The organism is Sulfitobacter sp. TMED3 (assembly GCF_002167505.1).
In the GTDB taxonomy this organism is placed as follows: Bacteria; Pseudomonadota; Alphaproteobacteria; order Rhodobacterales; family Rhodobacteraceae; genus Sulfitobacter; species Sulfitobacter pontiacus.
Window position 1 is genome coordinate 1 of sequence record NZ_NHBI01000040.1, and the last position, 14134, is coordinate 14134.

At 62.1% G+C, this 14134-nt stretch carries 15 protein-coding genes, 1 tRNA gene and 1 pseudogene; 15 read left to right on the plus strand and 2 right to left on the minus strand.

What is annotated here, in order from left to right; genetic code table 11:
* The 5 genes from CBB63_RS11065 to CBB63_RS11085 all read left to right on the plus strand — a co-directional run.
* Positions 1-1552: ABC transporter permease (locus CBB63_RS11065; protein WP_286699180.1), on the plus strand; the 1552-nt coding region annotated here is incomplete at its 5' end.
* On the plus strand, positions 1540-2583 hold the full coding sequence (locus CBB63_RS11070) for an ABC transporter ATP-binding protein (protein WP_286699181.1): 1044 nt from the start codon (positions 1540-1542) through the stop codon (positions 2581-2583). The genes CBB63_RS11065 and CBB63_RS11070, both read left to right, overlap by 13 nt.
* A 51-nt stretch (positions 2584-2634) precedes the next feature.
* Positions 2635-3651 (plus strand): MBL fold metallo-hydrolase, encoded by a 1017-nt coding sequence (locus tag CBB63_RS11075; RefSeq protein ID WP_009824630.1) that lies wholly within the window; start codon positions 2635-2637, stop codon positions 3649-3651.
* Positions 3648-4196: a histidine phosphatase family protein gene (locus CBB63_RS11080; RefSeq protein WP_491382394.1), complete on the plus strand. Its 549-nt coding sequence runs from the start codon at positions 3648-3650 to the stop codon at positions 4194-4196. Before CBB63_RS11075 ends, CBB63_RS11080 begins: the two co-directional genes overlap by 4 nt.
* Positions 4193-4699, plus strand: a complete 507-nt coding sequence (locus tag CBB63_RS11085) for a phosphatase domain-containing protein (protein ID WP_286699183.1) — start codon at positions 4193-4195, stop codon at positions 4697-4699. Before CBB63_RS11080 ends, CBB63_RS11085 begins: the two co-directional genes overlap by 4 nt.
* An 81-nt stretch (positions 4700-4780) precedes the next feature.
* On the opposite strand, the gene CBB63_RS11090 is transcribed toward CBB63_RS11085, so the two are convergent.
* Positions 4781-4870, minus strand: a tRNA-Ser gene (locus tag CBB63_RS11090).
* A gap of 147 nt (positions 4871-5017) precedes the next feature.
* Here CBB63_RS11090 and CBB63_RS11095 point away from each other — a divergent pair.
* The 9 genes and pseudogenes from CBB63_RS11095 to CBB63_RS11140 all read left to right on the plus strand — a co-directional run bounded on the left by CBB63_RS11095 (position 5018) and on the right by CBB63_RS11140 (position 13245).
* Positions 5018-5860, plus strand: coding sequence for a DUF2059 domain-containing protein (locus CBB63_RS11095; RefSeq protein ID WP_286699184.1), 843 nt, complete (start codon positions 5018-5020; stop codon positions 5858-5860).
* 1035 nt (positions 5861-6895) lie between these two features.
* Positions 6896-7609, plus strand: a complete 714-nt coding sequence (locus CBB63_RS11105; RefSeq protein ID WP_005853569.1) for a 50S ribosomal protein L21 — start codon at positions 6896-6898, stop codon at positions 7607-7609.
* 12 nt (positions 7610-7621) lie between these two features.
* Positions 7622-7891, plus strand: a complete 270-nt coding sequence (gene rpmA, locus CBB63_RS11110; RefSeq protein WP_005853571.1) for a 50S ribosomal protein L27 — start codon at positions 7622-7624, stop codon at positions 7889-7891.
* Between the two features lie 98 nt (positions 7892-7989).
* Positions 7990-8586 (plus strand): GNAT family N-acetyltransferase, encoded by a 597-nt coding sequence (locus tag CBB63_RS11115; RefSeq protein WP_184582059.1) that lies wholly within the window; start codon positions 7990-7992, stop codon positions 8584-8586.
* On the plus strand, positions 8583-9185 hold the full coding sequence (locus tag CBB63_RS11120) for a LysE family translocator (RefSeq protein ID WP_286699186.1): 603 nt from the start codon (positions 8583-8585) through the stop codon (positions 9183-9185). The genes CBB63_RS11115 and CBB63_RS11120 overlap by 4 nt, the downstream gene beginning before the upstream one ends.
* 2 nt (positions 9186-9187) lie before the next feature.
* A complete protein-coding gene (locus tag CBB63_RS11125; protein WP_286699187.1) occupies positions 9188-9724 on the plus strand; it encodes a GNAT family N-acetyltransferase in 537 nt (178 codons plus the stop codon).
* A 27-nt stretch (positions 9725-9751) separates the two neighbouring features.
* Entirely contained in the window at positions 9752-10789 is a 1038-nt protein-coding gene (obgE, locus tag CBB63_RS11130; protein ID WP_286699188.1) for a GTPase ObgE, read from the plus strand.
* Positions 10777-11888, plus strand: a pseudogene (gene proB, locus CBB63_RS11135) (glutamate 5-kinase). The gene obgE and the pseudogene proB overlap by 13 nt, the downstream one beginning before the upstream one ends.
* A gap of 79 nt (positions 11889-11967) precedes the next feature.
* A complete protein-coding gene (locus CBB63_RS11140; protein WP_286699189.1) occupies positions 11968-13245 on the plus strand; it encodes a glutamate-5-semialdehyde dehydrogenase in 1278 nt (425 codons plus the stop codon).
* On the opposite strand, the gene CBB63_RS11145 is transcribed toward CBB63_RS11140, so the two are convergent.
* Positions 13242-13844 (minus strand): histidine phosphotransferase family protein, encoded by a 603-nt coding sequence (locus CBB63_RS11145; RefSeq protein ID WP_009824640.1) that lies wholly within the window; start codon positions 13842-13844, stop codon positions 13242-13244. The genes CBB63_RS11140 and CBB63_RS11145 overlap by 4 nt on opposite strands.
* 68 nt (positions 13845-13912) lie before the next feature.
* Between CBB63_RS11145 and CBB63_RS11150 the strand changes: the two genes are divergently transcribed.
* Positions 13913-14116 (plus strand): DUF3553 domain-containing protein, encoded by a 204-nt coding sequence (locus CBB63_RS11150; RefSeq protein ID WP_005853586.1) that lies wholly within the window; start codon positions 13913-13915, stop codon positions 14114-14116.
* Positions 14117-14134 lie beyond the last annotated feature (18 nt).

Here is a 14134-nt window from a genome sequence, read left to right on the forward strand (position 1 = left end):
GGGCGAGGTGCTGCACCAGCCATCGACGCTGAGCGCGCTGAAACATTCGCTGGTGACCGCAGGGTTTGGCACCTTGGTCTCGGTGGTTCTTGGGTCTGCCTTTGCGTTTCTGGTAGCGCTGACCGATCTGCGCGCCAAGGCGGCGCTGGTGTTCTGCCTGATGATCCCGATGATGATCCCGCCCCAGATTACCGCGCTGTCCTGGACCCAGATCATGGGGCCGTCGTCTGTGTTGCTCAAGACCTTGGGGCTGGCACCGCCACTGGGGTCGCCGCAGCCGCTTTATTCGGCGCAAGGTATCATTCTGTTGCTGGGCATCCAGCATATGTCGATCATTTTCCTGACCCTGCGTGCAGGTCTGCGCGCCATCCCGCAAGAGGTGGTAGAGGCGGCGCGCATCAGTGGCGCGCGGGGGCTGCGCACGTGGTGGCAGGTGGTCATGCCCCTGACCCTGCCCAGTTTGGCCGCGGGAACGGCGATCACCTTTGTCACCGCCCTTGGCAACTTTGGCATTCCCGCGATGCTGGGTATTCCGGCGGGCTATGCGACCCTGCCGACACTGGTTTACCAAAAGCTGGCGGGCATGGGCACCAGCGTGCTGGCCGAGGTGTCGATCCTCGCCATGCTGATCGGTGCGGTGGCTGTAACGGGCATTCTGACGCAACGGTTCTTCCAATCGCGCCAACGGGTCTATCTGGTGGGGGCCACCTCGCGCCCCTTGGCGATCCCGCTTGGGGCGGCGCGTCTCCCGGTCGAGGTGTTGCTATGGGCCGTGGTCTGCACGATCCTTGTGTTGCCCATGTTCGGCCTGCTGGCGACCTCACTGGTGCCTGCCTATGGCGTGCCATTGCGGCTTGATACTGTAACCCTTCAGGCGTGGACCGAGGTGCTGCTGCGCCAGCCGGTCACGACGCGGGCCTTTGCGAATTCCTTTGGTCTGGCGATCGGCGCGGCGGTTGTGCTCATCCTGCTCTGCCTGCCGCTGGCGTGGTTGATGGAGCGGAACCCGACGCGGCTGTCGCGGCTGTTCGACAGCCTGCTGGATCTGCCCTATGCCCTGCCCGGAGTGGTGCTGTCGATCGCGATGATCCTGCTGCTGATCAAGCTGCCGTTCACTGATGCGACGCTGTACGGCACGATCTGGATCATCTTCTTGGCCTATCTGGCGCGGTTCTTTGCGGTGATGTTCCGCCCCGTGCAAGCGAGCCTCAAGCAGTTGGACCCTGCCATGGGCGAAGCCGCGCAATCGGTGGGGGCATCGCTGTTCCAGCGGCTGCGCGATGTGATCGTGCCGCTCTCGGCACCGGCGGCGGCGGCAGGGGCGATCCTTGTGTTTCTCACCGCGTTTAACGAGCTCACGGTTTCCGCGCTGCTCTGGTCCTCGGGGACCGAGACTTTGGGCGTGGTCATTTTCAATCTGGACGACAGTGGCGAGACCGCAATGGCCAGCGCGCTGGCGATGACCATCGTGCTGGTGGTTATGGCGCTGATGGTGCTGGTGCAGCTGATGTCCCGACGTTTCCCCAAAGGAGTAGTCCCATGGCAGACATAAGCCTGTCCGCGCTTGGCAAATCATTCGCCGGCGCCCCCGCGCTGCATGACATCACCACCACCTTCAAGGATGGCGAATTCGTCGCCCTGCTGGGGCCGTCGGGCTGCGGCAAGACCACGCTGCTGCGCCTGCTTGCGGGGTTCGAGATGCCGACGACGGGGCAGATTTCCATCGGCCCGCGCGAGGTCGCGCATGTGGGCGGCAACCGCATGGTCCCGCCCGAGGATCGCAACATCGGTTTCGTGTTCCAGTCCTATGCGCTTTGGCCCCATATGAACGTGCGGCGCAATGTGTCCTATCCGCTGGAGATCCGGCGTTTTTCCAAGGCCGAGATCGCCGCGCAGACCGATCAGGCGTTACAGGCGACGGGGCTGACGGACTATGCCGACCGGATGCCCTCCGAACTGTCGGGCGGGCAGCGTCAGCGGGTCGCTTTGGCACGCTGTCTGGTGTCGCACCCCGATGCGGTGCTGCTGGACGAACCGCTGGCCAACCTTGATGTGGCGCTGCGGGCGTCGATGCAAACAGTGTTCACCGATTTCCACAAGCGCACCGGCGCGACGATGGTCTATGTCACCCACGACCAGTCAGAGGCGATGGCCATGGCCGACCGGATCGCCGTGATGGACAAGGGCCGCATCCAGCAGTTCGACACGCCCCAAACGCTGTATGAACGCCCCAGAAACCGCTTTGTCGCCGAATTCGTCGGGCGCGGCACGGTGGTGCCCATGCGCGGGGTCGAAAAGAGCGATAGCGCGCTGCACGGCCATGTTCTGGGCACGCGGATCGCGGTGCAAAGCGGGGATGACCTGCCAAGCCATGTCTGCCTGCGCCCCGAAAACCTGACCATCAGCGAAACCGGCGACCTGCGCGCCAAAGTGGCGCGGGTGACCTATCTGGGCGGCAAATACCTTCTGGAAACCGTTGCGGACTGCGGCACGCGTCTGCTTGCTGAAACACGGGCACGGTTTGATGTCGGCATGCAGCTTGGCCTGACGATCACCACCCCATGGGCATTCTCCGAGGAATAAATGCAAAGCGTAAGAGTACTTTCCGGCATCGGGGACAAGGGCCCCGCATGCATGCAATTGAACACGGGCAATCGGCGCTGGCTGCTGGACTGCGGCTTTGGCCCCGAGGCCCACGCCCATTTTGATCCGCGCTGGCTGAAGGGCGCGGATGCGGTCTTTATCACCCACGACCATATCGACCACATCGGCGGGGCGATCTATGCGGTAGAGGCGGGGCTCCCGATCTATGCCACCGCGCAAACCGCCAAGGCGCTGCCCCCAGCCGCCAAGGTCAACCTGCTGCCCGAACAGGGGGTATCCGTGATCGATGGCGTGCAGCTGACCACGGGGCGCAACGGGCACGCCATGGGCGGTGTCTGGATGCATTTCGCCTTGGGCGAGGGGTTGTTCTACTCGGGCGATTGGTCCGAGGAATCCGACTGGTTCCCGCTGGACCTTCCGCCCCCCGCGGCGACGGCGATCCTGGACTGTTCCTACCAGCTTGACGATGTGCCCCAGACCGAAAGATTTGCAGCACTTGACGCCTTGCTGGACAGGCTTGAGGGGCAGGTGCTTTTGCCAGTGCCGCCATCGGGCAGGGCGGGCGAAATGGCCTTGCACCTGATCCGGCGCTATGGTCACGCCAGCGTCATGCTGGACCCTGAATGTCAGGCGGTGCTGGCGACGGGTCTGCGCAGCGGCACGCTTGGCGTGGATGCGGCCAAGATCGCCCCGCTGCTGGCGCGCGGCCCGCTGGACGAGGCGCGGTTTCTGGTCTGCGACACCCCCAATGCCGATGGCGGTGCCGCCTGGGGCTATGTGCGCGCCTGGCATGAAAGCGGCCGTTTGGGGCGCGACGCACATGTGGTCTTTACCGGCCATATGACCGCCCATGCCCGCGGGATCTGCAGCGTGCCGGGGGGATATTTCCAACGCTGGAACGTACACCCGCCGCTGCGTGATCAGGTGCGTATGCTGGAACGGCTTGGCGCGAAACGCTTTGCGCCAGCCTTCTGCACCCAGCCCGAGGATTACCTGATCGAGGATCTGGGCGTCGAGGTTTTCATGCATGATCCGGTGCGCCTGTGAGGGTGGCCGCGCTTCCGCCCTCGGACTTTTGCCTGATCCGCCACGGGGAGACGACCGCCAATGCGCAAAGCATCATCGCAGGGGTGACCGATGTCGCGCTGACCGCCCGTGGCCGCGATCAGGCGCGCGCGCTGGCCCGTCGTCGCTGGCCGCAGCCGGTCACGCTTTTCGCCAGCCCCGCCGCACGGGCGCGAGACACCTGCAAGCTCGCCTTTCCGCAGCGCGGTTTTACCGTGATTTCCGCGTTGCGCGAACGCGACTGGGGGGCGTTCGAGGGGCAGCCGCTGTCGCAGCAACCCATACGCGAAGACACCCCCGACGGCGGCGAAAGCTGGCCCGCCATGCTTGATCGTGTCGCAGGCGCGATCCACGCGGCCTGTGCCGCCACACCCGCTGGCCACCTTCCGGTGCTGGTCTGCCATTCCGGTATCATCCGCGCCGCGCGCGTGCTGTGGACACCCCATGACGCGGGCACACGCCCGCCAAACGCCATCCCGATCCTGTTTCAGCGGTCGGGCACATTTTTTGAGGAGAAAGAGCTATGACATCCACCCCCCTGACACCTTGCGTTGTATTTGACGTCGACGGCACTCTGGCCGAGTTCGACGCGGCAAAGCTTGGTCATCTGGTGCATGGCGTCGAGAAACAATGGGATGCGTTCCACATGGCGATGGCCGACGCCCCGCTGATTGCCCCCATCGCCAAACTGATGCGCCGCCTGAAGCAAAGCGGCGAGACGATCGTCATCTGCTCGGGCCGCCCTGACGGTTGGGCAGAACACACGATCGCCTGGCTGCACAAACACGATCTGCCCTTCGACGGCGTCTACCTGCGNGCCAAGGATCAGGACGCCGNGAGCGATCCGGAGGTCAAACGCCAAGCGCTGGCGCAAATGCAAGCGGACGGGCTGGCCCCNTGGCTGGTCATCGATGATCGCAGTTCGGTCGTTGACGCATGGCGGGCCGAGGGGCTTGCCTGCCTGCAATGCGCGCCGGGGGATTTTTNACGCGGACGGGTGCAGCATCACGACCCTGATCGCGGATTTTGACAGTGCACCGCCNCACAGGGGCNNGCGACCAAGNCGANGGCTTGTCCCGCAAGGGGTGGACCTAAACTGTCAGGGGGATAATGGCGGAGAGACAGGGATTCGAACCCTGGGAACCCGTGAAGGCTCAACGGTTTTCGAGACCGCCCCGTTCGACCACTCCGGCACCTCTCCGCATCGGTGTGGTGCGTCCGTTTAGGATGGATTTTNCGGGGTGGCAAGGGGGGCTAGGCCAGTTTTCGCGGACACGGGGAATTTCATTGCTGACAGATGGATTTCGCCTAAGCTCTTGGGGTGGATCAACTTGAAAGGAATGCCCTGATGCGCCGACTGTCCCGTTTGCCGTTAACTTTATGTTTTGGATTGGCGGTCATGGTATCGCTGATTGCACCGATGGCGCGGGCCGCCGACAGGGAAAGGGTCGATGCATTTCTGGAAGTCACAGGGTTTGATGTCGCCCTTGAAAGCATCCGGCTGTCTGCTGATTCCGCGCCGCAAATGCTGGGGATTGATGCGGATGCCTTCGGCTCTGAATGGTCGCGTCTGGTGCGCGAGGTNTTCGAGACGGATTTGATGCTGGACATGGGNGCCGGTATTNTGGCGCAGGCGCTCAGCGATGATGCGCTGGAACATGCGTCGGATTTCTATGCCAGCGATCTGGGCCAACGCCTGGTGGCCGCCGAAAACGCGTCGCATATGGAGGAAGACGATGCCGCGAANGCAGAGGCGGGCGATGCNATNCTGAGCGGGCTGCGCGGGATCGATTCTCCGCGCGTGGATCTGTTGGCGCGCCTGAACGGGGCAAGCGATGTCGAGGAGAGCTCGATCAAGGCGCTGCAAGAGGTGCAGATCCGGTTCCTGATGGCAGCGGCNGGCGCGGGTGTGATCGAATTACAGATGGAAGAGCCCGACCTGCGCGAAGCGATGCGCGCGCAANANCCCGAGATGCGCGCCTCTATCAAAGAGAATGCGCTGGCGGGNGCGGCCTATACCTATCAGGCGTTNTCNGATGAAGANGTNCTGGTCTATGCCAAGGCGCTGGAAGATCCGCAGATGCAGGAGGTCTACGCACTGATGAACGCCGTGCAGTTCGAGATCATGGCGAACCGGTTTGAAGAGGTCGCACAGCGGCTTGGCACCATGCAACCCAGTCAGGACCTGTAACNATGCGCGCCTTTGTTCTTGCTGCTGGCCTGTGGATNCTGGCCCTGCCGCTTTGGGCCGACGCGCGGTCNACCGTGCTGGTGGATGTCCTGCGTCTTGGCGAGCTGGCCGAGATTTTGCAGCGCGAAGGATTAGAGAACGCGGAAACGCTTGATCGCGATATGCTNGGCGGGCAGGGCGGCGCGGGGTGGGCGCTGCAGGTGCGNGCCATCTACAACCCCGAACGGATCGTCGAAACCCTGCGCGGNGCATTGGATGCGGGNTTGCAAGGGCAGNCCCGCGAGGATGTCATTGCCTTTTTCGCGCAAGACACGGGCGCNAGGATCATCACGCTCGAGAACGAGGCNCGCGCCGCCATCACCGACCCCGAGGTNGAAGACGCCGCCCGTGCAGGNTTCCATGACCTNGAGGGCAGCGACGACCCACGTCTGGGNCAGATCACNACATTGATNGACAGTGGCGANATGATCGACCGCAATGTNACCGCCGCGATGAATTCNAACTTTCAATTCATGCGCGGGATGGCAGATGGCAANGCGCTGCAGATGACAGAGGCNGAGATGCTGGCCGACGTGGCGCAGCAGCAAGAAGAGATCGCGCAAGACACGCGCGGCTGGCTTTATGGCTATCTGCTGCTGGCGTATTCTCCGCTGGAGGATGCAGAGCTNGACCGCTATATCGCCTTTGCGCAAAGCGATGCGGGGCGCAGCCTGAACACAGCGCTGTTCGAGGGCTTTGGCACGGCGTACGAAGACGTGTCCTATGCCCTTGGTCGCGCAGTTGCGTTGAACATGGTGGCCGAGGANTTATAGCCAGCCGCACCGNCTTTGCGATAAGTCCCGCGAGGCCCGTGCTGGCCCTTGACATCAGGGGGGCGGTGCATCATACGGCAAGCCTCAACCTAAGGGTGCCCGTTTCGGGTGCCTTTGTTATTTCATGAACATCCCGAAACGGGATGCGCTGTCCGAGGTGGGCCAAGGCCCGACAAACTCCCGAACGGGGACCACAGGATGCGGAAACAGTAAAGGAAGACGCATGTTTGCGGTCATCAAGACAGGCGGCAAGCAGTACAAAGTTCAATCCGGCGATATGCTGCGGGTAGAACGTTTGGCTGCTGACGCGGGCGAAACAGTCCAATTCAACGAAGTTCTCATGCTGGGCGGCGATTCCCCCAAGCTGGGTGCTCCTTTGGTCGCGGGGGCCGGCGTTCAAGCCGAGGTCGTCGATCAGATCAAGGGCGAGAAAGTCATTCACTTCGTCAAGCGCCGCCGGAAGCACTCTTCCAAGCGTACCAAAGGCCACCGTCAAAAGCTGACNCTGGTCAAGATCGGCGAGATCCTGTCGTCCGGCGCGGATAAATCCGACGTCAAAGCGGCCATCGGCACCGGTTCCGTCAGCGCTGCTGCCGTGACAGCCATGGAAGAGCGTTATGCGCTGAACAAAACCGATCAGGCTGAAATGGCCAAGCGCGTGAAGAACAACCAGGCCGAAGAGAAATCGGCCAAGCCTGCCAAGGCGAAGAAGGCCAAAGCTGCACCCGCAGCCGAAGGCGCCGACGATCTGAGCAAGATCTCCGGTGTTGGCCCCGTCATCGTTGGCAAGCTGAACGGTGAAGGCATCACAACCTTCGCACAGATCGCTGCTTGGACAGACGCTGACGTCGAAGCTATCGAAGAGAAACTGTCGTTCAAAGGTCGCGTCGGTCGTGAAGACTGGATCGCACAGGCCAAAGAACTCGCAAAAGGCTAAGGAGAGACACCAATGGCACATAAAAAAGCAGGCGGCTCATCCCGTAACGGCCGCGACTCAGCAGGTCGTCGTCTTGGCGTGAAAAAATATGGCGGCGAAGCTGTCATTCCCGGCAACATTCTGGTGCGTCAGCGCGGTACAAAGTACTGGCCCGCTGAAGGCGTTGGCATGGGCAAGGATCACACGATCTTCGCAACCGTTGACGGTAAGGTCCAGTTCCACAAGGGGCTGAAGAACCGTACGTTTATCTCGGTCCTGCCAGCGGCAGAAGCCGCAGAATAAGCCGCACCCGAGAGGTTTGAAAATTTAGGGATCGGCGGAAACGCCGGTCCCTTTTCCATTTTATCGCCCAGTGTTCACCCAGGAAGGGAGGGGCCGTTATGTCACGATCAAACCGCCCCGAGCTGAGCGATGGCACCATCCGTCTGCGCGCGCCCGAACACCGTGACATCGACGCCCGGTTCAAGCTTGGAAACACGCCCGAGATCCACCACATGTTCGGGGCAGAGTTGAACGCCGTGCCGGTGATGACCAAGGCGCTGGCCGAACGTTGGTATGAAACGCAGCTGGTTGAACCGCTGGCCTGGGTCATCGAACATCGCGGCAAGATGATCGGTGCGCTGCGCCTGCATAGTCTGCGTCCGTGGGACGCCAGCGCCGATGTCGCGATCGGCATTCTGGCCCCCAAGAAACTGGGCAAGGGGTTGGGTACACGCGCGCTGCATCTGCTTGCGGCCCACGCCTTTGGCCCGCTGGCGCTGCACCGCCTCTCTGCCCGCGTGCTCGACATCAACGAACGCGCTGCGGCCTGTTTCACCAAAGTCGGCTTTGCCCCCGAAGGGCGCGCCCGGCAGTCGTCTTTTCTAGGGGGCGAATGGCACGACAACCTGTTGTTCGGGCTGATCAAACCCGATTACGTTCCGCCCGTCTATGACGCCAAGCCGCGGCAAAAGCGCAAGAAGAAGAGCCAGTCATGAGCGTCGCCCTGACATCCTTTATCGTCTTTGCGGCAAGCCAGATCGGCACACCCGGACCGGCGAATATGGCGTTGATGGCCACGGGCGCGCGCTTCGGCTTTCGCGCGGCAGTACCTTTTGTCGCGGGCGTGGCCCTTGGCAAACAGCTGGTGATCTGGCCAGTGGGTTTCGGGTTGATGCAACTGGCCGACCGCGCGCCGGGGGTTTTCGTCGCGCTGAAATTCGCCTCTGCCGCCTATATCATCTGGCTGGCGTGGAAGGTTGCGAACCTGCGGTTGGGGCAGGGCGCACGAACCGAGGCCGCGCCGGGCTTTCTGGCCGGGCTGATCGTCCACCCGCTGAACCCCAAGGCCTGGGCGATGATCGTGGGCAGCTTCACGGCCTTCATCGCGCCTGGCACGCCTGCGCTGGCGGCGACGGCCACGGTGGCCACCGTACTGCTGGGATGCCAGATCGTGCTGCACCCCTTGTGGACGCTGGCCGGTGCGGGGATCGCAAAGACGGTCGCAGGCACCGTTTGGGAGAAATATTTGATGTGGACCTTGGCCGCTTTGACGATGGCCTCTGTCTTGTTCGTGCTGTTCGGAGGAGGAACATAACGATGGAAGATTTAACAGTGTCGCAACAGCAAGTGATTGAAACAGAACGGTTTGACCTGCGCCCTGTGCGCATGTCGGATCGTGGGATGATCGAACATTATGCCAGCGATCCACGGGTTGCGATGCGCACCGCATCCATTCCGCACCCGCTGCCGCCCGGCGTGATCGAAAGCTTTATCACCCGCGCCAACAGCACCCCCCGGACGGAAGATGTCTGGGTCATGGACGGGCTGAAAACCGGCGGCTCCGAGGTGATGGGCGTGATTTCTCTGATCCGGATGGACCGCGATCAATCCGAAGTCGGCTATTGGGTCGCCCCTGCGTTCTGGAACACGCATCTGGCGTCCGAGGCCGTACAGGCGCTGGTGCAGGCCAATCCGCTGCGCAACAAAAATATGTTCGCCTCGGTGTTTCGCGACAACCCTGCCTCTGCCAAAGTGTTGACAAATGCGGGCTTCCGCTATCTTGGCAATGCGGAAACCTATTGTCTGGCGCGCGAGACCTGCGTACCAACCTGGACGTATAGCCATAAACTATGACCACACGTGCCCCGAAAGGCCCTTTTGATGAAGTTTCTTGACCTGTGCAAAGTCTATATCCGCTCTGGCGCAGGCGGGGGCGGTTGCGTGTCTTTCCGGCGCGAAAAATACATTGAATACGGTGGTCCCGATGGCGGAGACGGCGGGTCGGGCGGATCGGTCTGGGCCGAAGCCGTCGACGGGCTGAACACGCTGATCGACTTCCGCTACCAGCAGCACTTCTTTGCCAAGAACGGCCAGCCCGGCATGGGCAAGCAGCGCACCGGCAAGGATGGCGATGACATCATCCTGCGCGTCCCTGTGGGTACCGAGATCCTTGATGAGGATCAGGAAACCGTGCTGGCGGATATGACAGAGCTTGGCCAGCGGGTCGAACTGGCGCGTGGGGGCAACGGCGGCTGGGGGAACCTGCATTTTAAATCCGCGACGAACCAGGCACCGCGCCGTGCCAATCCCGGACAGGAAGGCGTGGACCGCACGCTGTGGCTGCGTCTCAAGCTGATCGCGGATGTGGGGCTGCTCGGCCTGCCGAACGCGGGTAAATCGACCTTCCTCGCCGCGACATCGAACGCGCGGCCGAAGATTGCCGATTATCCGTTTACCACACTGCACCCCAATCTGGGCGTTGTGGGGGTGGATAATACCGAATTCGTCGTCGCCGATATCCCCGGCCTGATCGAAGGCGCGTCCGAAGGGCGCGGTCTGGGCGATCTGTTTTTGGGCCATGTCGAACGCTGCGCCGTGCTGCTCCATCTGATTGATGGCACGTCGAACACCATTGCCGAAGATTACCAGACCATCATCAACGAACTCGAAGCCTATGGCGGCGAGCTGGCGGACAAACCGCGGATCACCGTGCTGAACAAAATTGATGCGCTGGATGAAGAGGATCGCATAACTGCCCGCGAAGAATTGGAAAAAGCCTGCGGCGCAGAGGTCATGCTGATGTCTGGCGTCGCCCGCGAAGGCGTCACCGAGGTGCTGCGGGCATTGCGCGGCCAGATTGACGACGACCGGCTGCGTTTCCGGTCCGAAGATGAAGAAGAGGCACCTTGGCAACCCTAAGCGACGGCACCCGTATCGTTGTAAAAATCGGCTCGGCGCTGCTCGTCGATCGGGCCACCGGCCAGCTGCGCCGCGATTGGCTGCAAAGTCTCGCGCAGGATGTGGCGTGGCTCAAGGAGCAGGGCAAGGATGTGGTGCTGGTGTCTTCGGGCTCCATCGCATTGGGNCGTGGNGTGCTTGGNCTNCCGCCAACCACGCTTGCGCTGGAACAATCNCAAGCCGCGGCNGCGGTGGGNCANATCCGTCTCGCCCGCGCCTATGAAGANGCGCTGGAACCCTANGGGATCACCGCCGCGCAGGTGCTTGTCACCCTNGAAGACAGCGCGGATCGTCGGCGGTATCTCAACAGCCGCGCCACGATGGAACAGCTGTTGTCCATGGGCGCGGTACCCATCGTCAACGAGAATGACACCGTCGCCACGGACGAGATTCGCTTTGGCGACAATGACCGGCTCGCGGCGCAGATCGCCGTGACCGTGGCAGCNGACCGGTTGATCCTGCTGTCGGATGTGGATGGTTTCTATTCTGCCAACCCCAATGACGACCCCGATGCCATCCGCTATGANGTNATCGACACGATCACCCNAGAGATNGAGGCGCAGGCGGGCGANGCGGGCTCTGGCCTGTCCAAGGGCGGCATGAAGACAAAGCTGATGGCCGCGAAAACCGCGACCGCCGCGGGCTGCGCCATGGCCATCTCCGAAGGATCACCNTTGCGGCCTTTGCTNACCCTCGAAAACGGNGCCAANGCCACNTGGTTCACCGCGCAATCCGACCCCCAAACCGCGCGCAAACAATGGATTACGGCANTCAAACCNCGCGGNAGCGTCACATTGGATGCCGGTGCGGTGNCTGCCATGTCCAAGGGCAAGTCGCTTTTGCCCGCCGGTGTCACCNCTGTTTNCGGCCCCTTCGGGCGCGGCGACTCTCGTCGCGCTGCTTGACCCCTGACGGGCGCCCCATCGGGCACGGGCTNACACGCTATACCTCGNCAGAGGCAGAGCTGATCAAAGGTCGNCAATCCTCGGAGATCGAGGCCATTTTGGGCGCGCCGGGGCGTGCTGCTTTGATCCATCGGGACGATCTTGCGCTTTCCTGACGTCCAAATGGTTTAAAATCCTCGCCGAAGGCTTTAGGTAGAGGGCAACCCGAAATGACAAAAAAGCAGTAATTAGGTTATGACCTTGGATATGACACAGACAGACGACATTCCCGCGTTGATGGCGGATATTGGCGCGCGCGCCAAAGCCGCCGCCGCGACATTGGGCTTTGCCAGTGCCGACCAAAAGCAGACCGCGCTTGAAAAAGCCGCCGACGCGCTGATGGCCAGCAGCGCCGATATTCTGGACGCGAACGCCAAAGATCTGGNGTTTGGCCGCGACAAGGGTCTCTCTGACGCGATGATGGACCGGCTNTTGCTGGATGATGCGCGCATCAGCGCCATCGCCGACAGCCTNCGCAGCATCGCCGCACAGGATGATCCCGTGGGGCAGGTGCTGACCGAATGGGATCAGCCGACGGGCCTGAACATCCAGCGCGTGCGCACGCCTTTGGGTGTCATCGGCGTGATCTATGAATCGCGCCCGAATGTGACCGCGGATGCCGGTGCGCTTTGCCTCAAGGCGGGTAATGCCGTGATCCTGCGGGGCGGCTCCGAAAGCTTCCATTCCTCGCGCGCGATCCATGCCGCCTTGCAACAGGGGCTCGAAGCCGCTGATCTGCCTGCGGATTCAATCCAGCTGGTCCCCACGCGCGACCGCGCCGCGGTGAGCGAGATGCTGACCATGACCGACACGATTGATGTGATCGTCCCGCGCGGCGGCAAGGGGCTGGTCGGGNTGGTGCAACGCGAAGCGCGGGTGCCGGTCTTTGCCCACCTCGAAGGCATCGTGCACATCTATATCGATGAAAACGCCGACCCCGAGAAGGTTTTGAANGTCGTNCTGAACGCCAAGACNCGCCGCACCGGCATNTGCGGNTCGGCTGAATGTCTGCTGATCCACGAGAAAGTGGCGCGGACGATTGGCAAGGGNGTGATCAAGGCNCTGCTGGACGCNGGCGTCGAAGTGCGCGCCGATGGCGCGCTGANCGAGATCGAAGGCACCGTGCCGGCCACGGCGGATGATTGGGGTCACGAATACCTTGATATGATCATCGCGGCNAAAACCGTGGGCAGCATCGACGATGCGATCACCCATATCCGCACCTACGGCTCGAACCACACCGATTGCATCATNACCGAAGACGATGCGGCGGCGACCAAATTCATGACGCGGCTGGATTCTGCNATNCTGATGCACAATGCTTCCACCCAATTCGCCGATGGTGGAGAGTTTGGNATGGGTGCCGAAATCGGGATCGCCACCGGCAAAATGCACGCGCGCGGGCCCGTCGGTGCCGAGCAGCTGACCAGCTTCAAGTATCTGGTGCGNGGCGATGGGGCCGTNCGCAGCTAAGCNGTGATCCCAAGGGTGATGGTCGTTTCTGTCACGATGGATGTTAACTGTTGCCCGCTGTCTTTCACGATGGCGGGCAACAGTCCGAACTGGACCTGCGAAGCTGTTAGACGCTCTGCCCGNGACTGCCCTGCCAGCACGCCCCAAAGCGCGGCGTGGATGCTCAGCCGGTCGGCCGTGCCGGTGATGTCCCATCCCGCATCGCGGTGATCTATGGTGATCTGCCCACCATAGGGCATCCCCGTTTCCAGACACAGNAGGCTCAGGAANACCATCCGCAGCGCGTTGCGCGGCGCGGCAACGCCGTCGGGCCANGATACCTGCCATTTGGACTGAGCATATAGATCACGCAGGATACCGCTGGTTTCTTGGGCAGGGACAGGCTGCGCGTCGCCCGCGCCGAAAGCCACGCGAAAGAACCGCAGCCGCGCACTGGCATTGCGCACGCTTTCATCGATCAGCGCGACTTCGGGGCTCATATTCATGCCCGACATCAAAAGCAGTTCAAGCCCATTGTTGATCGCGCCCACCGGCGATATCAAGTCATGACAGATGCGGCTGCCGATCAAGGCGGCAAGATCAGTGTCGGTTTCTACCATGGGACACCCCCTAATTAGCTGGCCCTAAATAGCTGCCCCCCACACCGCGCCGCAGAAAGGACGCACGCTTGGAAGACCTGAATGCGATACTGACACCCGGAATGCTTGTACGCCACCCCGCACATCCCGATTGGGGCGTGGGGCAGGTGCAAAGCAATATCAGCGGCAAGGTCACGGTAAACTTCCGCAGCGAGGGCAAGATCGTGGTCGATAGTCATCGGGTGATGCTCACCCCCGTCTTTGATGAAGGCTCTTCGTTAGCAAATCGTTAATTTTTCGCCGAAAACCAC